The sequence below is a fragment of the Actinoplanes sp. SE50/110 genome (genome assembly GCF_900119315.1).
Lineage (GTDB): Bacteria > Actinomycetota > Actinomycetes > Mycobacteriales > Micromonosporaceae > Actinoplanes.
Genome location: NZ_LT827010.1, coordinates 8,501,179 through 8,522,123, shown reverse-complemented (window position 1 = coordinate 8,522,123; position 20,945 = coordinate 8,501,179). Strand labels below are relative to the sequence as shown.

22 protein-coding genes are annotated in these 20,945 nt (G+C 71.2%); 13 read left to right on the top strand and 9 right to left on the bottom strand.

Translation table 11 applies throughout. From position 1 onward, the window contains the following. Positions 1-8 precede the first annotated feature (8 nt). Together ACSP50_RS38045 and ACSP50_RS38040 are read left to right on the top strand one after the other, a co-directional pair. Positions 9-218 carry a hypothetical protein gene (locus tag ACSP50_RS38045; RefSeq protein WP_014694660.1) on the top strand — a complete coding sequence of 70 codons (210 nt, stop codon included), beginning with the start codon at positions 9-11 and terminating at the stop codon, positions 216-218. 131 nt (positions 219-349) lie between these two features. Then, positions 350-1,039 carry a M50 family metallopeptidase gene (locus ACSP50_RS38040; protein ID WP_052311991.1) on the top strand — a complete coding sequence of 230 codons (690 nt, stop codon included), beginning with the start codon at positions 350-352 and terminating at the stop codon, positions 1,037-1,039. Between the two features lie 23 nt (positions 1,040-1,062). On the opposite strand, the gene ACSP50_RS38035 is transcribed toward ACSP50_RS38040, so the two are convergent. Continuing rightward, the gene (locus tag ACSP50_RS38035; protein ID WP_014694658.1) at positions 1,063-2,634 is read right to left on the bottom strand and encodes an acyl-CoA carboxylase subunit beta; all 1,572 of its coding nucleotides are present in this window, start codon (positions 2,632-2,634) and stop codon (positions 1,063-1,065) included. 122 nt (positions 2,635-2,756) lie between these two features. Here ACSP50_RS38035 and ACSP50_RS38030 point away from each other — a divergent pair, with 122 nt between their 5' ends. Genes ACSP50_RS38030 through ACSP50_RS38020 form a run of 3 tightly spaced genes read left to right on the top strand, consistent with a single transcriptional unit; the run spans position 2,757 to position 5,621 of the window. Further along, a complete protein-coding gene (locus ACSP50_RS38030; RefSeq protein WP_155123723.1) occupies positions 2,757-4,172 on the top strand; it encodes a hypothetical protein in 1,416 nt (471 codons plus the stop codon). A gap of 28 nt (positions 4,173-4,200) precedes the next feature. After that, positions 4,201-5,046, top strand: coding sequence for a biotin--[acetyl-CoA-carboxylase] ligase (locus tag ACSP50_RS38025; RefSeq protein WP_014694656.1), 846 nt, complete (start codon positions 4,201-4,203; stop codon positions 5,044-5,046). Positions 5,047-5,051: 5 nt separating this feature from the next. Beyond that, positions 5,052-5,621, top strand: a complete 570-nt coding sequence (locus ACSP50_RS38020; RefSeq protein ID WP_043512984.1) for a PH domain-containing protein — start codon at positions 5,052-5,054, stop codon at positions 5,619-5,621. On the opposite strand, the gene ACSP50_RS38015 is transcribed toward ACSP50_RS38020, so the two are convergent. The 3 genes from ACSP50_RS38015 to ACSP50_RS38005 are packed head-to-tail and all read right to left on the bottom strand — an operon-like array spanning position 5,563 to position 7,430. Beyond that, positions 5,563-6,111 carry a GtrA family protein gene (locus tag ACSP50_RS38015; RefSeq protein WP_014694654.1) on the bottom strand — a complete coding sequence of 183 codons (549 nt, stop codon included), beginning with the start codon at positions 6,109-6,111 and terminating at the stop codon, positions 5,563-5,565. The two genes, ACSP50_RS38020 and ACSP50_RS38015, sit on opposite strands and share 59 nt — an antisense overlap. 37 nt (positions 6,112-6,148) lie before the next feature. Further along, positions 6,149-6,613 (bottom strand): GtrA family protein, encoded by a 465-nt coding sequence (locus ACSP50_RS38010; RefSeq protein ID WP_014694653.1) that lies wholly within the window; start codon positions 6,611-6,613, stop codon positions 6,149-6,151. A 52-nt stretch (positions 6,614-6,665) separates the two neighbouring features. After that, positions 6,666-7,430, bottom strand: a complete 765-nt coding sequence (locus tag ACSP50_RS38005; RefSeq protein WP_014694652.1) for a sigma-70 family RNA polymerase sigma factor — start codon at positions 7,428-7,430, stop codon at positions 6,666-6,668. A gap of 299 nt (positions 7,431-7,729) precedes the next feature. Here ACSP50_RS38005 and ACSP50_RS38000 point away from each other — a divergent pair, with 299 nt between their 5' ends. Then, positions 7,730-9,535 carry a phosphoenolpyruvate carboxykinase (GTP) gene (locus tag ACSP50_RS38000; protein WP_014694651.1) on the top strand — a complete coding sequence of 602 codons (1,806 nt, stop codon included), beginning with the start codon at positions 7,730-7,732 and terminating at the stop codon, positions 9,533-9,535. Between the two features lie 194 nt (positions 9,536-9,729). Beyond that, the gene (locus ACSP50_RS37995) at positions 9,730-10,500 is read left to right on the top strand and encodes an isoprenyl transferase (RefSeq protein ID WP_014694650.1); all 771 of its coding nucleotides are present in this window, start codon (positions 9,730-9,732) and stop codon (positions 10,498-10,500) included. A gap of 104 nt (positions 10,501-10,604) precedes the next feature. Here ACSP50_RS37995 and otsB read toward each other — a convergent pair whose 3' ends face one another. Continuing rightward, on the bottom strand, positions 10,605-11,411 hold the full coding sequence (gene otsB, locus ACSP50_RS37990; protein WP_014694649.1) for a trehalose-phosphatase: 807 nt from the start codon (positions 11,409-11,411) through the stop codon (positions 10,605-10,607). Positions 11,412-11,684: 273 nt separating this feature from the next. Here otsB and ACSP50_RS37985 point away from each other — a divergent pair, with 273 nt between their 5' ends. The 4 genes from ACSP50_RS37985 to ACSP50_RS37970 all read left to right on the top strand — a co-directional run bounded on the left by ACSP50_RS37985 (position 11,685) and on the right by ACSP50_RS37970 (position 15,571). After that, positions 11,685-13,103: a PhoH family protein gene (locus ACSP50_RS37985; RefSeq protein ID WP_014694648.1), complete on the top strand. Its 1,419-nt coding sequence runs from the start codon at positions 11,685-11,687 to the stop codon at positions 13,101-13,103. Positions 13,104-13,369: 266 nt separating this feature from the next. Then, on the top strand, positions 13,370-14,068 hold the full coding sequence (locus ACSP50_RS37980) for a hypothetical protein (protein WP_014694647.1): 699 nt from the start codon (positions 13,370-13,372) through the stop codon (positions 14,066-14,068). 65 nt (positions 14,069-14,133) lie between these two features. After that, a complete protein-coding gene (locus ACSP50_RS37975; RefSeq protein WP_014694646.1) occupies positions 14,134-14,919 on the top strand; it encodes a serine protease in 786 nt (261 codons plus the stop codon). A 37-nt stretch (positions 14,920-14,956) separates the two neighbouring features. Continuing rightward, positions 14,957-15,571 (top strand): rhomboid family intramembrane serine protease, encoded by a 615-nt coding sequence (locus ACSP50_RS37970; protein ID WP_014694645.1) that lies wholly within the window; start codon positions 14,957-14,959, stop codon positions 15,569-15,571. Positions 15,572-15,694: 123 nt separating this feature from the next. Here the strand turns inward: ACSP50_RS37970 and glpX are convergent, their stop codons facing one another. Continuing rightward, positions 15,695-16,735: a class II fructose-bisphosphatase gene (glpX, locus tag ACSP50_RS37965; protein WP_014694644.1), complete on the bottom strand. Its 1,041-nt coding sequence runs from the start codon at positions 16,733-16,735 to the stop codon at positions 15,695-15,697. Between the two features lie 366 nt (positions 16,736-17,101). Here glpX and ACSP50_RS37960 point away from each other — a divergent pair, with 366 nt between their 5' ends. After that, positions 17,102-17,716, top strand: a complete 615-nt coding sequence (locus ACSP50_RS37960; protein ID WP_231956801.1) for a DUF4245 domain-containing protein — start codon at positions 17,102-17,104, stop codon at positions 17,714-17,716. Between the two features lie 42 nt (positions 17,717-17,758). Here the strand turns inward: ACSP50_RS37960 and ACSP50_RS37955 are convergent, their stop codons facing one another. The 3 genes from ACSP50_RS37955 to ACSP50_RS37945 are packed head-to-tail and all read right to left on the bottom strand — an operon-like array spanning position 17,759 to position 19,755. Continuing rightward, on the bottom strand, positions 17,759-17,962 hold the full coding sequence (locus tag ACSP50_RS37955) for an exodeoxyribonuclease VII small subunit (protein WP_014694642.1): 204 nt from the start codon (positions 17,960-17,962) through the stop codon (positions 17,759-17,761). Beyond that, complete coding sequence (gene xseA / locus ACSP50_RS37950; protein ID WP_014694641.1) at positions 17,959-19,203, bottom strand: exodeoxyribonuclease VII large subunit; 1,245 nt, start codon at positions 19,201-19,203, stop codon at positions 17,959-17,961. Before xseA ends, ACSP50_RS37955 begins: the two co-directional genes overlap by 4 nt. A gap of 9 nt (positions 19,204-19,212) precedes the next feature. Further along, positions 19,213-19,755 carry a hypothetical protein gene (locus ACSP50_RS37945; RefSeq protein WP_014694640.1) on the bottom strand — a complete coding sequence of 181 codons (543 nt, stop codon included), beginning with the start codon at positions 19,753-19,755 and terminating at the stop codon, positions 19,213-19,215. Between ACSP50_RS37945 and ACSP50_RS37940 the strand changes: the two genes are divergently transcribed. Continuing rightward, on the top strand, positions 19,754-20,863 hold the full coding sequence (locus ACSP50_RS37940; protein ID WP_231956800.1) for a 4-hydroxy-3-methylbut-2-enyl diphosphate reductase: 1,110 nt from the start codon (positions 19,754-19,756) through the stop codon (positions 20,861-20,863). The genes ACSP50_RS37945 and ACSP50_RS37940 overlap by 2 nt on opposite strands. Positions 20,864-20,945: the final 82 nt, after the last annotated feature.

The window sequence follows — 20,945 nt, the reverse complement described above, 5'->3', positions numbered from 1 at the left end:
GGTGCGCCATGAACTGCCGACGACACGGCAGTAAGCCCACGCTGGCGCTGTGGATGCTGGTCGCGTGCGCGGACATCGCGATCGTCGCGGCCGCTGCCGGCCCGATCACCGTCCTGCTCGTCCTGGCCGGTCTGCTGGTCGCTGCCGGCGGCGTCTACGCGGCGCGAAGTCTCGGCAACCGGGCCCCGGCCGACTCCGCGGCCCGCCGCCGCGCCTGACCGCTCGATCGGGCGACGCGCGGAGAAGCTTTTCGGCAGGCTGATCGGCTACAGTGCCCGGCGTGTTGTCGATCGAGGGTTTCAGCGGCCTGCACGACGTGAACGGCCTCAGCGATCTGTGGGACCGGTTGATGAGCGCCCAGCCCGACCCCCCGGGCATCCTGGTCCTGGTCACCGCACTGATCGGGTTCGCCGCGGTCTTCCGGCCGGCCTGGCGGGTCACCCGGAACGCGGTGACGATCGCCCACGAGGGCGGGCACGCCCTGTTCGCCCTGCTCACCGGCCGCCGGCTGCGCGGCATCCGGCTGGAGTTCGACACGTCCGGCCTGACCCTGTCGTCCGGCCGCCCGACCGGTGTCGGCATGATCCTCACCCTGGTCGGCGGCTACATCGCCCCGTCGCTGGTGGGTCTCGGCGGCGCCTGGCTGCTGAACGCGAACCGCATCACGCTGCTGCTCTGGCTGACCGTGCTCCTGCTGCTGGTCATGCTGATCAACGTCCGGAACCTGTTCGGCGTGTTGTCGCTGCTGGTCACCGGCGCGATCGTGTTCGCCGTGTCGTGGTACGCGGCGCCGGACACCCAGGCCGCGTTCGCCTGGACCGGGGTGTGGTTCCTGCTGTTCGCCGGCGTCCGCCCGGTCTTCGAGCTGCAGAGTCTGCGCCGCCGCGGGCGGATGCGGGACTCGGACCCGGACCAGCTGGCCCGCCTCACCCACCTGCCGGCCCTGTTCTGGGTGGGCTTCTTCCTGGTGGTGAACGTGGCGGTGCTGGTCACCGGTGCGTTCATGCTGGCCGGTCAGTACCTCCCGGCCAGCACGTAACGACGTACCGCGGCAATCAGGTCCTACAGCGGGATGTTGCCGTGCTTCTTCGGCGGCAGCGTCTCCCGCTTGGTGCGCAGCATCCGCAACGCCCGGGTCACCTGCGCGCGCGTCTCGGAGGGCCGGATCACCGCGTCGACGTAGCCGCGCTCGGCGGCGATGTACGGGTTTGCCAGCGTGTCCTCGTATTCCTGGACGAGCTCGGCGCGCCGGGCGGCCGGGTCGTCGGCGGCCGCGAGATCGCCGCGGTACAGGATGTTCACCGCGCCCTGCGCGCCCATCACCGCGATCTGCGCGGTCGGCCAGGCGAAGTTCATGTCGGCGCCGATGTGCTTGGAGCCCATCACGTCGTACGCCCCGCCGTAGGCCTTGCGCGTGATCACGGTGACCTTCGGGACGGTGGCCTCGGCGTACGCGTAGATCAGCTTGGCGCCGCGCCGGATGATGCCGTCCCATTCCTGGCCGGTGCCGGGCAGGAAGCCGGGCACGTCGACGAAGGTCAGCACCGGGATGTTGAACGCGTCACAGGTACGCACGAACCGGGCGGCCTTCTCACTGGCCGCGATGTCGAGGGTGCCGGCGAAGTGGGTGGGCTGGTTGGCGACCACACCGACCGGGCGGCCCTCGATCCGGCCGAAGCCGACCACGATGTTCTGCGCGTACAGCGGCTGCACCTCGAGGAAGTCCTCGACGACCGTCTCCACCACGGTCTTGATGTCGTACGGCTGGTTGGGGGAGTCCGGGACCAGCGTGTCCAGGGCCAGGTCGGCGTCGGCGGCGGACAGGTCGGCCGCCTCCTCGTAGACGACCGGCTCGTCCAGGTTGTTGCTGGGCAGGTAGGACAGCAGCGCCCGGACGTAGTCGATCGCGTCCTCCTCGTCGGAGGCCAGGTAGTGGGCGTTGCCGCTGCGGGTGTTGTGGGTACGCGCGCCGCCCAGCTCCTCCATGCCGACCTCCTCGCCGGTGACCGTCTTGATCACGTCGGGGCCGGTGATGAACATGTGCGAGGTCTGGTCGACCATCACGGTGAAGTCGGTGATCGCGGGGGAGTACACCGCGCCGCCCGCGCACGGGCCCATGATCAGGGAGATCTGCGGGATGACGCCGCTGGCCCGGACGTTGCGGAAGAAGATGTCGGCGTACAGGCCGAGGGCGACGACGCCCTCCTGGATCCGGGCGCCACCGGAGTCGTTGATCCCGATGATCGGGCAGCCGATCTTCATGGCGAGGTCGAGGACCTTGACGATCTTCTCGCCGAAGACCTCACCGAGCGAACCGCCGAAGACCGTGAAGTCCTGCGAGAACACACAGACCTGGCGGCCGTCGACGGTGCCGTGGCCGGTCACCACACCGTCCCCGTACGGCCGGTTGCGGTCCAGGCCGAAGGCGGTGGACCGGTGCCGGGCCAGCTCGTCGAGCTCGACGAAGGAATCCTTGTCGAGCAGCAGCTCGATCCGCTCGCGGGCGGTCTTCTTGCCGCGGGCGTGCTGTTTCTCGACGGCGCGCGCGGATCCCGCGTGCACCGCCTCGTCCGAGCGGTTCGCGAGGTCGGCGAGTTTGCCGGCGGTCGTGTGGATGTCGGGCTGCGTTGTCACGGTGGTCTCCACGCTTTGAGGCGGCCTTGCACTCACGATGATCGTAGCTGTGAGCCGGGTTCGCGTTGGAGCCGTCGGAACGGGTCCGTTTCATACCTGTTGTCCCATTCGTTACGCCTCACGTGACGAACTGGATGACCGCGGCCGGGCTCGCTTTCATCGCGGGGGGCCTCGCCACACTGATCAGTTTCCGCGCGGTGCTGTTCGGCGGCGAGACCGAGCCGGAGCGGCCCCGGCAGCGCGGCCGTCGGCAACGCGCGGCGCCGCCGGCACCGGACTCTCCGCCGGCCGGCGCCGATGCCGGCGATCCACCGGCCGGTCGTCCGGCCCGGCGCCGCCGGCTGGCCGCCGCGTTCGCCGGGCGGGACGACGTGCATGCCGACGAGGGTCCGGCCTTCCCGGATCTGGCTCCGCCGGACCTGGCCTTCCCGGACCTGGCTCCGCCGGACCCGGCCTTCCTGCGTCACGCCGACGACCTCGGTGCGGGGCCCTTCGGTGACGAGAGCGGCGCCTACCCCGCGATGCCGTGGGGCGACGAGGAGATGGCCGGCGACGAACCGGCCGGCGAGGCATCCCGCTACATCGACAACACCGCGTGGCGGACCGATCCCGCGGCGGCGGATCCGCCGCAGGCCGGGGACGATGTGCGGTACGACCGGAGCTACGCCCCGCCGCGCCAGGCGATCGACCGTTCCGACCGGGCCTACGGCGACCGGATCGACGGCTGGGTCCGCCCCCGCTACCGCGACCTGGACGATCGCCCGCCGGCCGGGGACTACTGGACGCCGGTGCCGGACGATCGCTACGCCGACCCGGAGCCGTCCGCCCGTGCCTACGGCTGGCCGGTACCGGTCGAGCGGCTCCCGTCGGTTCCCGACTACGAGCCGGCGACCGGTTTCGATCTGACGCCGATGCAGGCGGCCGAGCCGACCACGCTGGTGCCGACCTGGCCGCCGCCGTCACCGGACCACCGGATCCGCCTGCCGCGCTCCTGGTCCGACCGCGACCGGAACCTCCGCGACGCGGCCGACCGCGACCGGGACGCCCGGGATGCGGCCGGCCGGGATCTGAACGCCCGCGACGCGGCCGACCGCGACCGGGACCCCCGGGATGCGGCCGGCCGGGATCTGAACGCCCGCGGTGCGGCCGAGCGCGACTGGGACGCCCGGGATGCTGCCGAGCGCGGCTGGGAGGCTCGGGATGCGGCCGAGCGCGGCTGGGACGCTCGGGATGCGGCCGAGCGCGGCTGGGACGCCCGGGATGCGGCCGAGCGCGACTGGAACGCCCGGGACGCGGCCGAGCGCGACTCCTGGGCACCCTGGGAGCAGCCCAGCGTGTCGCGTGCCCGGATCGTCTCCCGGGACGGGCGGAGTGGTCCGCGGGCCGTCCCGGCGGTGAACCGGGACGAACCCTCCTGGAACGATCCGTCGCGGCGCAGCCGCCGCTCCGCCGGTGACCCCCGGCCGCGGCCCCGCCCGCGTCCCGCCGCGGTCGACCAGGACTATGTGAGCCGGCACTCGGCAGGCCCGCACCGCTGATCGCCGGCGGGCGGCATAGGCTCCCGGGATGGCGTACACCGACCTCGACCGCCCGCCCCTCTCGGAGCGCGCGCTGACCCGCGCCCTGGTGCAGCCCGGAGCGCTCTGGTCGCGGATCGAGGTGCGCCCGGAGACCGGATCGACCAACGCGGACGCCACCGAGGCGGCCCGGGCCGGCGCCGCGGAGGGCCTGGTCGTGGTCGCCGAGCGGCAGGTCGCCGGCCGGGGCCGGCGGGACCGGCAGTGGCTCAGCCCGGCCCGGGCCGGCCTGACCCTCAGTGTCCTGCTGCGCCCGGGTACCGCTGATCAGGAGCGTGGCTGGCCGGCCGCCGGCCCGGGTGCGTTCGGCTGGCTGCCGCTGCTGGCCGGGGTGGCGCTGGCCGATGCGGTGTCCCGGGTGACCACCGTCGACGCCACCCTGAAGTGGCCGAACGACCTGCTGGCCGGGGACCGCAAGTGCGCCGGCATCCTGGCCGAGATGGCCGGTGACGCGATCGTGGTCGGCATCGGACTCAACGTCAGCACCCGGGCCGAGGAGCTGCCCGCGACGACCGGGGTGCCGGCCACCTCGCTGCGGCTGGCCGGCGCGGAGAACCCGGACCGGGACCCCCTGCTGCGGGCGCTGCTGCGCAGTGTCGAGCGGTGGTATGCCGGGTGGCGTGAGGCGGGTGGCGACGCGGAGATGTGCGGCCTGCTCGGGGAGTACCGGCGCCGCTGCGCGACGATCGGCCGGGACGTGCGGGTGCTGCTGCCCGGCGGTGGGGAGCTGCTCGGTGAGGCGACCACCGTGGACCGGGACGGCCAGTTGGTGATCCGATCGGTGGACGGTGCCGAGCATCGCGTCTCGGCGGGGGATGTGCTGCACGTACGCTGACCGGCGTGGCGTTCCCGGCGGAAGTTCTCTCCGAGCAGGAGGAGGTCGTGCTCCACCTGCGTCCCCATGGGAAGTCGGTGGTCGGCCCGGCCCTGGTACTGGTGCTGACCGTGGCCGGCACCGTGATGGCCGGGGTGCTGCTGCCCGGCAACCAGGGTGGCCGGATCGGCTTCGGTCTGGTCGCCGCGATCATGATCTACCACGCGGCGCGGTACGGGATCGCGCCGCTGGCCCGGTGGCGGTGCACGCACTACGTGCTGACCAACGAGCGACTGCTGCTGCAGCAGGGCGTCTTCGCCCGGGAGCGGCGGGATCTGCCGCTGAACCGGGTGAACGACCATGCGCTGCGCCAGTCGCTGCTGGACCGGATCTTCGGCACCGGCACGCTGGTGATCGACTCGATCGGCGAGCAGAGCGCGCGGCTGTCCGGCGTGCCGCAGGCCCAGCGGGTGCAGACCCGGCTCTACGAACTGATCGAGCTGAGCCCGGCGGACGACGAGGACGCCGAGGAGGAGCTCAGCTCTTCAGCGTGGCGTCCAGCTCCGCCGCGCTCCCCGGGACGTCGATCGCGCTGAGCTCGGCCAGGCCGGCGGTCGCGTCCATCCCGGTGATCGCGCCCTCGTGGCCGTCGACCGGCGGCTTGAGGAAGACGAAGGTCCGGTACGCCCAGAAGCGGAAGACCGTGGCGATCCCGATGCCGATCATGGTGACCAGCATGAAGTGGATCTTGTCGTCCTTCTCGTTCAGGTGGAAGCCGTACTTGCCGATCGCCACCAGGCCGGACTGGATCACCATGCCCACCAGGTTGAAGCCGAAGAACAGCAGGTACTCCCGGCGCAGCGCGGTGCGCGTGTGGTGCCGGTAGGTCCAGAACCGGTTCGCCAGGTAGGCCAGCGTGGTGGTGATCAGCGTGGCGATGACGTTCGCCTTGACCGCGCCGATCGGCAGGGCCACCCAGCAGATCGCCATGTACAGCAGCGTGTTTCCGGCTCCGATGACACCGAAGGCGACGGCTTCCGGGGCGAGACGGCGCAGGCGATCCGTCAGCGTTGGGCCTGAGGGCATTGGGCCACCTTACGAGGGCCGGGGCGAGAACGCCGAATCACGGGAGGGTGGGTGACGACGTTGTCACACCGGTGGTCCGTGTCTCGGCCCGGAAGACGAACCGGCGATAGGACCAGAACCGGAAGATCGTACCGATGGCGGTGCCGATCAGCAGTCCCGCGACGTTGTCGGCGGCCTTGCCGCGGAACACCGGCCAGTAGTGCCCCAGACCGTAGTGGCTGATCGCCAGGCAGGCCAGCGAGATGCCCAGGCCGACCGCGTTGAGCACGAAGAACGTCGTGTACTGCCGGGCCAGGTTGGGGTGCGCGCCGTCGCGCCACGTCCAGTACCGGTTGCCGAGGAAGGCCAGGGTGGTCGCCACGATGGTGGACCCGGTCTTCGCGGTCAGCGGCTCGACGCCACTGTTGCGCAGCATGTTGAACAGCAGCAGGTCGACGCCGAACGCGATGCCGCCGACCGTGCCGAACCTGCCCGCCTCCCGCGCCAGCTTCCGCAACCGCACCCGTTCGAGGGTACCGGCGCGGCACCTGCGCCGCCGATCTCGTTGCACGATCTCAACCGGCGGTGCCGGCATGGTCACGTTGCCGGTACGGGGAGTGGCGGAAGCCGTCGATCTCCCGGATCTCGGCGAGCCGGCCCCGGCAGTCCGCGCACCGTCCGAGGTGGGTCCGCATCCGGTGCGCGTCGCGTGGGGCGAGCCGGCCGCGCACCTGCGGGCCGAGCCGCTCGCCGGCCCACCGGCACTCCGGGTGCTCGGCCGCGGTCACGTGCTGCTGGAGATAGAGGCTGCGCAGTCCCTCGCGGGCGCGGTGGGCCAGGACGGCGACCGCGTTCGGCGTCAGACCCATCCGCGGGGCCAGCTCGGCCGGGGTGCTGCCCTCCACCTCGGTCTGCCAGAGCACGTCGCGCCACCGGGGTGGCAGCTGGCGGAACGCGGCCGCGGCGAAACTGCGTTCCAGCCGGTCGAGCGCCGGGTCGGTGAACGGCTGGCCCTCGTCGTACCGGCTCAGGTCGTCGGTGAACTCCAGCCGCCGGTCCGAGCGGGCCCGCTGGTAGCAGACGTGCCGCATGGTGGTGTGCAGGTACGCCCGGAAGGCGACCAGCGGCCCGCGACCGGCCCGCAGTGAGGCGAACACCTTGGCGAACGTCTCGGCGACCAGGTCGTCGGCGTCGGCCGGATCGCGGGCGAGGCCGAACGCGAACAACCGCGCCGCCGCCCGGTGCCGCTCATAGAGCGTCCCGTAGGCGGCGGTGTCGCCGGCCCGGACGGCGGCGAGCAGATCCGTGTCCGAGTCCACGTCGTTGCCCGGGGTCGTCATTCCGCCTCCTGTGGCCGGAACTGCGAGGAAAGCCCGATTAGGTGAAAGTGTACGGCGATAAGTCCCTTTTGCGAAAGTTGTCGTCAACGGCGGTGTCGCCGCCCGGTGTGCGCGCTCGTGCACGCGGCGGCGAAGAATCAATCGTCATCGCGCACGGCAGCCAAAGATTGTGCGGTTGTCCACAGGTTCAGCCGATGAACTGCATGGGTATGGGGCTTAACCTGATGTGACTCCCATGACAACAGCCGGTTTTTCCGGACGGTCCGTCATTGGTCAGTGCCGACCGAAGGAGCTTCACCTTGTCTCACCCCCACACCTCGCACCCCCGCCTGCTGGCGTGGATCGACGAGGTCGCCGCCCTGACAACGCCCGACCGGATCGTCTGGTGCGACGGTTCGGACGCCGAGTGGACCCGGTTGACCGACGAGCTGGTCGAGTCCGGCGCGCTGGTCCGTCTCGACCCGGAGAAGAAGCCGAACTCGTTCTGGGCGCGTACCGACCCGTCCGACGTGGCGCGGGTCGAGGAACGCACCTTCATCTGCTCGGCCGACGAGGCCGACGCCGGGCCCACCAACAACTGGATGGCGCCGGCCGAGATGAAGACCCTGATGACGGAGCTGTACCGGGGCTCGATGAAGGGCCGGACGATGTACGTCGTCCCGTTCTGCATGGGCCCGCTGGACGCCGAGAACCCGATGTTCGGCGTCGAGCTCACCGACAGCCCGTACGTGGTGTCGAGCATGCGCATCATGACCCGGATGGGGGCCGAGGTCCTGAGCGCGATGGGCGACGACGCGGACTTCGTACCGTGCCTGCACTCGATCGGCGCGCCGCTCGAACCGGGCCAGGACGACGTCGCGTGGCCATGCAACGAGACGAAGTACATCTCGCACTTCCCGGAGACCCGGGAGATCTGGTCGTTCGGCTCCGGCTACGGCGGCAACTCGCTGCTCGGCAAGAAGTGCTACGCGCTGCGGATCGCCAGCGTGGCCGCCCGGGACGAGGGCTGGCTCGCCGAGCACATGCTGATCATGAAGCTGACCTCGCCGGAGGGCGTGGTCCGGTACATCGCCGGCGCGTTCCCGTCGGCCTGTGGCAAGACCAACCTGGCCATGCTCGAGCCGACCCTGCCGGGCTGGAAGGTGGAGACGGTCGGCGACGACATCGCCTGGATGCGCTTCGGCGAGGACGGCCGGCTCTGGGCGACCAACCCGGAGTTCGGGCTGTTCGGCGTCGCGCCCGGCACCGACTTCCACACCAACCCGAACGCCATGCGCACCCTGGCCAAGGGCAACTCGGTCTTCACCAACGTGGCGCTGACCGACGACGGCGACATCTGGTGGGAGGGCATGGGCGAGCCGCCCGCGCACCTGACCGACTGGAAGGGCCAGGACTGGACGCCGGAGTCGGAGGCGCCGTCGAGCCACCCGAACAGCCGCTTCTGCACCCCGATCGAGCAGTGCCCGATCCTCGCCGACGAATACCACGACCCGCGCGGCGTGCCGATCGACGCGATCCTGTTCGGCGGCCGCCGCAAGACCACCGTCCCGCTGGTCACCGAGGCACGCGACTGGGTGCACGGGGTCTACCTGGGTGCCACCCTGTCCAGCGAGACCACCGCGGCCGCGGTCGGCCAGGTCGGCGTGGTCCGCCGCGACCCGATGGCGATGCTGCCGTTCATCGGCTACCACGCCGGCGACTACTTCCAGCACTGGATCGACATGGCCAAGGGCGCCTCCGGCGACGCGTCCAAGCTGCCCAAGGTCTTCTACGTGAACTGGTTCCGGCGCGACGCCGACGGCGGCTTCCTCTGGCCCGGATTCGGCGAGAACAGCCGGGTGCTCAAGTGGGTGATGGAGCGCCTGGACGGCAAGGCAGACGCGGTGGAGACGCCGATCGGGCACGTCGCCACCCCGCAGTCACTCGACCTGACCGGGCTGGACATCGACCAGGCCGCCCTGGAGGCGGTGCTGCGCGTCGACCGCGACGAGTGGCTGGCCGAGCTGCCCCAGGTCACCGAGTGGTTCGAGAAGTTCGGCGACAAGCTGCCCGCCGTGCTCTGGGCGGAGCTGGACGCGCTGCGCGCGCGGCTGGCCGACGCCTGACCCACGGACTCGGCCCGCGTCCGCCCTCAACGGCGAGGGTGGGCGCGGCCGGCCGTTTATAACGCTTTCGGCATCGTCGTCACCCGGACGGCCGGCCCGGCGGTGGCACGATCAGGTTTATTCCTGGTGCGGACGGGTCCACCGGGCGCCGCCACCGGTGGAGTGCCGGACGCGGGTGGCTACCCTTGCCCGTGATGAGTGTGCGCTCCCTGGTCTACTCCCTCTATGAGCGCCGGCTCGCCGGAAAGTTGGTCGGCAAGCCGGTGCCCCGCCACGTCGGCGTCATGTGCGACGGCAACCGCCGCTGGGCCCGCGAGATGGGTTTCGTCGACCCGAACGACGGCCACCGGGTCGGCGCCGTCCGGGTCAAGGATCTGCTCACCTGGTGTGACCTGGCCGGCATCGAGCACGTCACGCTCTATCTGCTGGCCACCGACAACCTGCAGCGCCCGGCCGCCGAGCTGGATCCGCTCGTCAAGATCATCGAGGATCTGGCGACCGAGCTGGCCGAGGAGGGCAACCCCTGGCGGCTGCGGATGGTCGGCGCGCTCGACATCCTGCCGGCCGCCACCGCCGCCACCCTCAAGGCCGCCCAGGAGAAGACGCAGGACCGCTCCGGCGGCGTCGAGGTCAACATGGCGGTCGGCTACGGCGGGCGGCGCGAGATCACCGACGCGGTGCGCTCCCTGCTGCAGCAGCACGCGGCCTCCGGCGGCACCCTGGAGGAGCTGGCCGAGATCCTCGACGTCGAGCACATCGCCGAGCACCTCTACACCCGCGGCCAGCCCGACCCCGACCTGGTCATCCGCACCAGCGGGGAGCAGCGGCTGTCCGGCTTCCTGCTCTGGCAGTCGGCGCACTCGGAGTTCTACTTCCACGACGCCAACTGGCCCGACTTCCGGCGCATCGACTTCCTGCGGGCCCTGCGCTCCTACGGCAGCCGGCAGCGTCGTTACGGCGCCTAGACCGCCGCGCCCCGGACCCGGCCGCGCCTCGCGCATGCGGCGGGTCCGGACATCAGGACGATTGCCACGGTACGACGATCACTTCGTACCGTGGCGATCGTGTCTCAGAAGGTCTGCAGCCCCGCGTCGAGGAACCGGGCGACGGCCTCGGGGGAGGCGAGCGTGAGGTCGGCGGCGTTGGACACCTCGGCGCCGGTCTCGTCGTTGGCCACCGCGATCGCCATGCCGAAGAAGCCGGGGTCGACCGCCTCCCGGGCGCGCAGCGCGTCGAACGCCTTGACGTCGGACATGTCATCCCCGAAATACCACGCGCAGCCGGCGTCGCGGACCGCCTCGGTGATCACCATGCCCTTGTCCTGGTCGACCGGGGGCTTCAGCTCGACCACCATGCGGCCCCGCTGGATCAGCAGACCGTGCTGCTCGGCCTGCTCCAGCGCCCATTTCTCGACCTGCGCGGCGCGGGCCGGATCCTTGCGGTAGTGCAGGGCGACGGCGAGCCGCTTGTATTCCACCTCGACCGGCCGCTCCAGCGCCCCACGGGCGGCGGCGGCCAGCTCCTTCATCGGCTCCTCGTAGTCGAGGGCGGCGGGCTTGGTGACCACCTGGCCCTCGTGCCACACCTCGAGGCCGTAGAGGCCGAACAGGTCGACGTGGGCCAGCGACGCGAAATGCGTGCGCAGGAAGGTGACCGGACGGGCGGAGACGATCGCCACCCGGGCGACCCGCGCGGCCAACCGGTCGAGAACCTCGGGGATCCCGGCGACCGGACGGGACTCCTCCGGCTGCTCGGTGATCGGTGAGAGGACCCCGTCGAAGTCGAAGAAGAACGTGGTCCGGGACGCGTGCCGGGCGGTGCGCGCCCAGGCGTCGTCAGCGCTCGCGGGATGGGTCGGACGCTCGGTCTCTGCCACGTCGCCAGACTACCCGGGCAGGGGGGTCTTTTAAGCCCGGCGGAATTCACGTGGGGCGAGCGTCACCCGCGGGTGCCCGATTTTGCGCACTACCGCGGGAGCCTGTTGACCGCTAGCGTTTGTGTCATGGCACGGGGTCATCCCGAGCCAGCCGGCCGGCCCGGACCTGCGACAACTTGCGCCACAGGGCCCGCATCCCTGCCCTGTGCATGTGCCGGCGGCCGGAGGTGGCGGACCGCGGGTGGCGGGTTGCACGCCCGCTGGAGCAGGCCTGTGACATCTCGCCGTACCGATGCCGGTGTCGCCTCTTCATCCGACCCGGCCGACAAGGTGACCAAGACCCGTGCCACCCCCGCCCGCCGTAAGGTGCGGGACCGGCACGCCGACGCCGAGCCCGCCCCCGCTGGCAAGGTCTTCGTCCTGGACACCTCGGTCCTGCTGTCCGACCCGGCGGCGTTCCGCCGGTTCACCGATCACGAGGTGGTCGTCCCCCTCGTGGTCATCTCCGAGTTGGAGGGCAAGCGCCACCATCCCGAGCTCGGCTGGTTCGCCCGGCAGTCCCTGCGGATGCTGGACGAGCTGCGGATCAAGTTCGGTCGGCTGGATCAGCCGGTGCTCTGCAACGACGAGGGCGGCACGCTGCGTGTCGAGCTCAACCACGCCGACCAGAGCGCGCTGCCGCAGGGATTCCGCAACGACTCGAACGACACCCGGATCCTCTCGGTGGCGCTCGGGCTGGCCGCGGAGGGCCGCGACGTCACGCTGGTCAGCAAGGACATGCCGCTGCGGGTGAAGGCCGCCTCGGTCGGCCTCACCGCCGACGAGTACCGGCACGGCCAGGCCAGCGACCCCACCTGGACCGGCATGGCCGACCTGGAGCTCGGCGAGGATCAGGTCAAGGCGCTGTACGCGGGCGACGAGCTGGAGGTCGAGGAGGCGGACAATCTGCCCTGCCACACCGGCCTGGTGATCCACTCGTCGCGCGGATCGGCGCTGGGCCGGGTCACCCCGGACAAGACGGTGAAACTGGTCCGCGGCGACCGGGACGCCTTCGGGCTGCGCGGCCGCTCCGCCGAGCAGCGGATCGCCCTGGACATCCTGCTCGACGAGTCGATCGGGATCGTGTCGCTGGGCGGCAAGGCCGGCACCGGCAAGTCCGCGCTGGCACTCTGCGCCGGCCTGGAGGCGACCATGGAGCGCAACCGCCACAAGAAGGTGGTGGTGTTCCGCCCGCTGTACGCGGTCGGTGGCCAGGAGCTCGGCTACCTGCCCGGCTCCGAGTCGGAGAAGATGTCGCCCTGGGCGCAGGCGGTCTTCGACACGCTCGGCGCCGTGGTGCACGCCAACGTGGTCGAGGAGGTGCTGGCCCGCGGCATGCTGGAGGTCTTGCCGCTGACCCACATCCGCGGCCGCAGCCTGCACGACGCGTTCGTGATCGTCGACGAGGCGCAGTCGCTGGAACGCAACGTGCTGCTGACCGTGCTATCCCGGATCGGCCAGAACTCCCGGGTGATCCTGACCCACGACGTCGCCCAGCGGGACAACCTGCGGGTCGGCCGGCACGACGGCGTGACGGCGGTGATCGAGGCGCTGAAGGGGCATCCGATCTTCGCCCACGTCACCCTCACCCGTTCGGAGCGGTCCCCGATCGCCGAAGTGGTCACCGACCTGTTGGAGGACATCCCGTTGTAAGCCTTCTCGGGGAATGCCGACGCGGATCCTTTGTCCCGATTGTAGGGAAAATTGGAGTGACTAAAGTCACAGATCCGCGTCGGCATTTCACAACGCCCTCACGCTGCGCCATGGTGTCTGGCGAGCACCATCGACTCGTAACGACGTCGAAGATCGACCTCGCGGGTGCGAGGTGGCAGCCCAGCGGGGTTGCGGGTGCTCGCGGCATGACGCTCTGTCACTGACGGGGCCGTGCCGCGTCATTGCCCCCGACGAAGGGAATCTTCGTGAATCGGCTCTGGAGCCGGCTCGGAGTTCGTGCGCTGTCTGTCGGTCTGCTCGCCGCGGGTCTCGGCGGCGGTCTCTACCTCGGACACGGCCAGGACGACCAGCAGCAGAGCAGCCAGGCGACTCTCGTGGCCCAGGCGAACGCGGAGGAGATCGCGCTGCTCAAGCAGCGTGAGGCGGACCACGCCGCGGCCCGCGCCTACCGCCGGACGGCCGAGGACGCCGCCGCCGAGAAGGCGGCCGGCGAGGCCCGGCAGGCCGCGGCGAACGCGCGCAAGCTGGAGGTCAAGGTGATCGCCGACGCGGCGGCCACCAAGAAGGCCGCCGACGCCAAGAAGGCAGCCTCCGGGGGCGCGGTGCCCTACGCCGGCCACATCCCGTCCTCGTGCAACGACTTCTCCGGCAGCCGCCAGATCGGCTGCGCGCTGATGCTGGACGCCGGCTTCAAGATCGACCAGTTCCCGTGTCTCGACAAGCTCTGGAAGCGCGAGAGCGGGTGGAACTACAGCGCCCTCAACAAAAGCTCGCAGGCGTACGGCATTCCGCAGGCGCTGCCCGGCAGGAAGATGGCCAAGTTCGGCGCCGACTGGGAGTCCAACCCGGCCACGCAGATCAAGTGGGGCCTCGACTACATCGAGGGCCGTTACTCCTCGCCCTGCGGCGCGTGGGGCCACTCGCAGGAAGTCGGCTGGTACTGAACCGTCACATGACGGGGCCGCGCGGCTAGCCGTACGGCCCCGTTCTGCTGTGATCAAATGTCCGTATGGTCCGAAATGTCGCTTCGTTCCTGGCGATCGTGGTCACGGTGCTCGCCGCCGGTGACGTGCCCGCCCAGGCCGGCGCCGGCGGACGGCCCATCCTCGAAGTGGTCGGCGGCAACGTGGCCAAGACCGGCGAGTTCCCGTGGGTGGTCCGACTGTCGATGGGCTGCGGCGGGGCACTGACCGCACCCCGGGTGGTACTCACCGCCGGGCACTGCGTCGGCCCGACCGGACCCGACAAGCGGATCGTGGTCACCGCCGGGGTGGCCGACCTCAAGGCCCGCAACGCGGTCGTCGCCCACTCCGTCGAAGTGGTCCGGGCCCCCGCCTTCACCACCGAGACCCGCGGCAACGACTGGGCCGTGGTCAAACTCGACCGGGTGCTCGACCTGCCCGCCCTGCCCCTGGTGCCGGACGCCACCGGGGACACCGGCGACGTCACCGTGATGGGGTGGGGACAGACCAGGGAGGGCTCCCTGCGGCAGGAACGCCGGCTGCACTACGCGACGGTGCCGACCATCCCGGACGCGACCTGCGCCAAGGCGTACGCGGTGGCGAAGGTGACCCTGGTCCAGAGCGACTCGATCTGCGCCGGACGGCACGGGGTGGACACCTGCCAAGGCGACTCCGGGGGACCGATGGTGCGGCGCGGGGCGGACGGGCAGTGGGCGCAGGTGGGCATCGTCAGCTGGGGGCTGGGGTGTGCGCGCGACGCCTACCCCGGGGTGTACACGCAGATCTCCAAGTTCCGGGCGGCGATCCTGGCGGCCACCCGCAAACTTTCCTGAGTGGCCCGGCGTGCGCGGGCCTGCCACCATTTCAGCCATGAGCTACGGCGTGACCCCGACGCGTGTCGACGCGCCCGCGAAATTCGGCACCGAAGCCTTCTACGCGTCCCTCGGACGCGCCTTCCTGACCATGTGCGCGGTCATCCCCGGCCTGTTCCTGATCGAGGCGCTCGACGTGGCGCTCGGCCAGGGCACCCTGGACATGGCCGGCGGCATCATCCCGCACCACCTCGACGGCCTGGACGGGGTGCTGTTCAGCCCGTTCCTGCACAGCGGGTGGGACCACCTCTACGGCAACGCGGTGCCGCTGATCCTGGTCGGCACGTTCGCGATGGCCGGCGGCGGTCGCCGCTTCCTCTGGTCGACCCTGGTGATCATGCTGATCAGCGGGATCGGCGTCTGGTTCGTCGGCGACCCGTCGACGGTCGTGGTCGGGGCCAGCGGGGTGATCTTCGGGTATCTCGGGCTGCTGCTCGGCCGCGGCCTGTTCGAACGCAGCTGGTGGAACCTCGCGGTGGCCGCGTTCGTCGGGCTCCTGTACTGGTACCAGGTCTACAACATCCTGCCGACCGATCGGGCGGTCTCCTGGCAGGGGCACCTGCTCGGGCTGATCGGCGGGCTCGTGGCCGCCGTCCTGTTCCGGCGACGGTGAGGGTCTTTCCCGTGCCGGCCGGGGCGGGCGAGGTGAGTGGCCCTTCCGTGCCGACTGGGGACGGGCGACGGTGAGTGGGTCTTTCCCGTGCCGGCCCGGGGGATGCCCGGGCCGGCGTGCGGGTCAGATGATCGGCTCCTCGCCGATCGGGACGGTCGGCAGGTGGCCGTCGAAGTCGACCGCGGAGTAGAGGGCCAGCTTCTCCAGCCGGTGATACGAGTCGATCACCCGGATCGTGCCGCTCTTGGACCGCATCACGATCGACTGGGTGTGCGCGCCGCCGGAGCGATACCGCACCCCCTTGAGCAGATCGCCCGAGGTGACCCCGGTCGCCACGAAGAAACAGTTGTCGCCGGTCACCAGATCGTCGGTGGTCAGCACCCGGTCCAGGTCGTGGCCGCCGTCGACCGCCTTCTGCCGCTCGGCGTCGTCCCGCGGCCACAACTTCGCCTGGATCATGCCGCCCAGACATTTGATCGCGCAGGCCGCGGTGATCCCCTCCGGGGTGCCACCGATACCCATCAGCACGTCGACGTCGGACTCGGCGCGGGCCGCCGAGATGGCCCCGGCGATGTCGCCGTCCGAGATGAACTTGATCGTCGCCCCGGCCTGCCGCACCTCCTCGACCAGCCGGGCGTGCCGCGGCCGATCGAGGATGCAGACCGTCACATCGGAGACGCTGGACCGTTTGGCCCGGGCGATCCGGCGCAGGTTCTCCGCCGTGCCGGCATTGATGTCGATCACGTCGGCGCAGTCCGGCCCGACCGCGATCTTGTCCATGTAGAACACCGCGCTCGGATCGAACATCGCCCCGCGCTCGGCCACCGCGAGCACCGAGACCGAACCCGGCATACCCTTGCTCATCAGCGTCGTCCCGTCGATCGGATCGACCGCGACGTCCACCTCCGGCCCGGTGCCGTCACCCACCCGCTCGCCGTTGTAGAGCATCGGGGCCTCGTCCTTCTCCCCCTCGCCGATGACGACGACGCCCTGCATCTGAATCGAGTTGATGAGCTTGCGCATGGCGTCGACGGCAGCGCCGTCACCGCCGTTCTTGTCGCCGCGTCCCACCCAGCGACCAGCGGCCATGGCGGCCGCCTCGGTCACACGGACCAGGTCGAGGGCGATGTTACGGTCGAGATCCTGGGGAACCCGGGCAGGCATGTCGGCCTCCTCGCGTCGTTGCGGGGCTGTGGATCCACTGATCCTGGCATCTGAGGACGTGCCAAGTCCCGGTTCAGCGACATGGTTAACAATGAGCACGTGGAACCCGCTGCCCCCGAGACCGCTCCGACGCCGCCCCCGACCCCGGTGACATCGCCGCCGGCGTCCGCTGCGGCGCCCTCGCCCGCCGCGGGCCCGACCTCCGCCGCCGAGCCGGCCGGGGCCCCGTCGCCGTCCGCTCCCGGACCCTCAGCCCCCTGCGCCCCGTCGGGCTCCGCTTCCGCGTCGTCGGGCTCTGCTTCTGTGTCGCCAGGCTCTGCTTCCGCGTCGTCGGGCTCTGCTTCTGCGTCGTCGGGCTCTGCGGAGTTGCCGGCGTCCTCGGCGTCGGGCGTCGCCGCGGAGTCGTCGGCTGCGCCGGTTCCGGCCGGGGCGACGTCCTCAGCGGCTCCGGCCGCGAGCGCGTCGCCGCGGCTCACCCGCCGGGAGGGGCGGGCGCCGCGCGACATGGCGCTGTCCCTGGCGGTGCTGATGATCCCGATCGTGCTGCTGCTGGTCTTCTACCGGGTGGTGCTCAACGGCGACAAGCCGCTCACCGTCGACCCGTCCTCGTCGTTCGACCTCGCGTCCAGGCACTTCACCGTGCTGAAACCGGCCGGCCTGGGCAAGGATTGGCGGGTGACCGCGGCGACGTTCAAGGATGAGAAGGGCGGCGCCATCCTGCGCATCGGCTACGTCGACCCGGACGACAACCCGGTCCAGCTGATCGAGAGCACCACCCCCGCGGACACGCTCGTCCCGGCCGAGGTCGGCAAGGACGGCAAGCGCGCCGGCGCCTACCGCACCGACGCCCGCACCTGGATGGTCTACACCGGCCGCCCGGGCGAAACGGCCCTGATCTTCTCCGATACCGGCCGCACCGTGCTGCTCGTCGGCAAGACCGGACAGCCCAACCTGGAAGCCCTCGCCAACTCCCTGAAGTAGCCGTCGGCGGATCCGGTCAGCCGGCGTCGCGGGCGGATCCGGTCAGCCGGCGTCGCGGGCGGCTCGGGCAGCGTCGATGCGGGTGCGGGCGGAGTCCAGCCAGCGCTGGCAGATGTCGGCCAGTTTCTCGCCGCGCTCCCAGAGGGCGAGGGACTCCTCCAGGCTGCCGCCGCCCTGCTCGAGGCGGGTGACCACGTCGGCCAACTCGGTGCGGGCCTGCTCGTAGCTGAGATTGTCGTCGCTCATGCGTTCTCTCCTGAGGTCACCACTGCGGTCAACTCGCCCTCGGCCAGGCGGACCCGGACCGGGTCGCCCTCGTCCACCTCGCCGGCCGCACGCAGCACGTGGCCGTCGCCGCGCTGCACGATCGCGTAGCCCCGCTGCAGGGTGGCCAGCGGGGACAGCGCGCGCAGCCGGGCCAGCGTGTGGCGCAGCTCGTCGTCGGCGCGGCGCACCCGGTGCTCCAGGCTGCGGCCGGCCCGGTCACGCAGCGCGACCACCTCGGCGGCGCGCTGGTCGATCAGTGTTTCCGGGCGGGCCAGGACCGGGCGGGAACGCAGCGCCTCGACCCGTTGCCGCTCCCGGTCGATGCGGGTGAGCACGGCCCGGTCGAGCCGCTGGCGGGCGTGGTCGATCAGCCGGATCTCGTCGGCCAGGTCGGGCACGATCCGCTTGGCGGCGTCGGTGGGGGTGGAGGCGCGCAGGTCGGCGACGTAGTCCAGCAGCGGGGTGTCGGTCTCGTGGCCGATCGCGCTGACCACCGGGGTGCGGGCGGCGAACACCTGCCGGCACAGCGCCTCGTCGGAGAAGGGCAGCAGGTCCTCCACGCTGCCGCCGCCACGGGCGATCACGATCACGTCGACCGTCTCGTCGTCGTCGAGCACCTTGAGCGCGTTGATGATCTGGGGCACCGCGTTCGGTCCCTGGACGGCGACGTGGGCGACCCGGAAGTCGGCGCCCGGCCAGCGGCGGTGCACGTTGGTCAGCACGTCCCGCTCGGCGGCGGTGTTCTGCCCGGTGATCAGGCCGATCCGGCCGGGCAGGAACGGCAGCCGCCGCTTGCGCTCGCGGGCGAACAGGCCCTCGGCGGCGAGCAGCTTTTTCAGCCGCTCCAGCCGGGCCAGCAGCTCGCCGAGGCCGACCTGGCGGATCTCGTCGGCGCGCAGGCTGAGCGAACCGCGGGCCTGATAGAACTCCGGCTTGGCGTGCAGAGTGACCCGGGCGCCCTCGGACAGGTCGGGCGCGCCCGTCTCCAGCACGTCGCGGTGCACGGTCACCGAGAGGCTCAGGTCGGCGGCCGGGTCGCGCAGGGTCAGGAAGACCACGCCGGAGCCGGCCCGCCGGCTGATCTGCGCCACCTGGCCGTCGACCCAGACCCAGCCGAGCTTGGCGATCCAGGCGCTGATCTTCTGCGTCACGACGCGGACCGGCCAGGGCTCGTCGGCGGTGCTCTTCGCCGGTGCGGTGGCGGCCTGGGCTTCACTCACCCGGCCAGACTAGGGCAGCCCACCGACATTCTCGTCGGCGCGATGCTGCGCCACGTACGCGTGCGCCTCGGCGTGCCGGCCCACGTATCCGGTCAGGTCCACCGGCGTACGCCGCTCCGGGATCTGTTTCTCGATGAACCGGGTCAGGGTCAGCGTGACCAGCCCGGCGCACCCCCAGAAGACCAGGTCGGCGCCGAGATAGCGCAGGTCGGTGTGCACCCCGTCGCCGGTGCCCAGGAACGGGAACGGGAAGCCGCGGCGCCGCGGATGGGCGGCCATGCAGCACCGGGTGGTGACCGGGATCAGCCCGGGCCCGAGGCCGGCCGGGACGGTGAGCGCCGCGACCAGCCAGGCGGCCCGGCTCGGCGCGATCCGGTGCAGGGCGAGCAGGATCATCCCGCCGAGGGTGACGACCGCGTGGAACACCACGTACACCGGGCCGTCGGTGCCGCTGACCAGGTCGAGCAGGCCGACGCCGAACAGGAACCAGCCGGCCATCACGCGCAGCACCGTGGAGACCGCGGGCCACCGGTCGTCCCGCTCGGCACTCATGAATCCGATTATCCCGGCCGATACCATACGGACGGGGCGAAACGGATCAACAGCCGTTCCGGCCGGGGTTGTGGCCCTGATCGCAGGAGGGTGGCGGCCGGACGGTGGCACGTACCATTGCCGCGTGACTGAAGCTCGTAAGCGGGTGTTGCTCGCCAAGCCGCGTGGTTACTGCGCCGGTGTCGACCGCGCCGTGCAGACCGTCGAGGAGGCGCTGAAACTCTACGGCGCCCCGGTCTACGTGCGTAAGCAGATCGTGCACAACAAGCACGTGGTCAGCACGCTGGAGGCCCGCGGCGCGATCTTCGTCGAGGAGAACTACGAGGTGCCCGAGGGCGCCACCGTGGTGTTCTCCGCGCACGGCGTCGCCCCCGAGGTGCACGACCAGGCCCGCGAGCGCCGGCTCAAGGCGATCGACGCGACCTGCCCGCTGGTCACCAAGGTGCACCACGAGGCGAAACGGTTCGCCGCCGAGGACTACGACATCCTGCTGATCGGTCACGAGGGGCACGAGGAGGTCATCGGCACCTCCGGCGAGGCCCCGGCGCACATCCAGCTCGTCGACGGCCCCGACGACGTGGCGAACGTCGTCGTCCGCGACCCGGCCAAGGTCGTCTGGCTGTCGCAGACCACGCTGTCGGTGGACGAGACGATGGAGACGGTGGCCCGGCTCAAGACCCGGCTGCCGCTGCTGCAGTCGCCGCCCAGCGACGACATCTGCTACGCCACCTCGAACCGGCAGCACGTGATCAAGGAGATCGCGCCGGAGTGCGACGTGGTGATCGTGGTCGGCTCGACCAACTCGTCGAACTCGGTCCGCCTGGTCGAGGTCGCCCTCGGTGCCGGCGCCCGGGCCGGTCACCTCGTCGACTACGCCGCCGAGATCCAGGACGAGTGGCTGGCCGGCGCCACCACGGTCGGTGTCTCCTCCGGCGCCAGCGTGCCGGACGAGCTGGTGATGGAGGTGCTGGCGCACCTCGCGGAGCGTGGCTTCGGCGAGGTCACCGAGTTCACCACGGCCGAGGAGCGGCTCACCTTCTCCCTCCCGCAGGAGCTCCGCAAGGACATGAAGGCCGCCGAGGCGGCCCGGGCCGCTGCCGCCGGCTGAATCCCCGACCGGGCGCGGCCGGTCGACCGCGCCCGGGTCGCGACGCTGCGGTCAGCTGAGCTCCGCGGGCCGGAGCACGGCG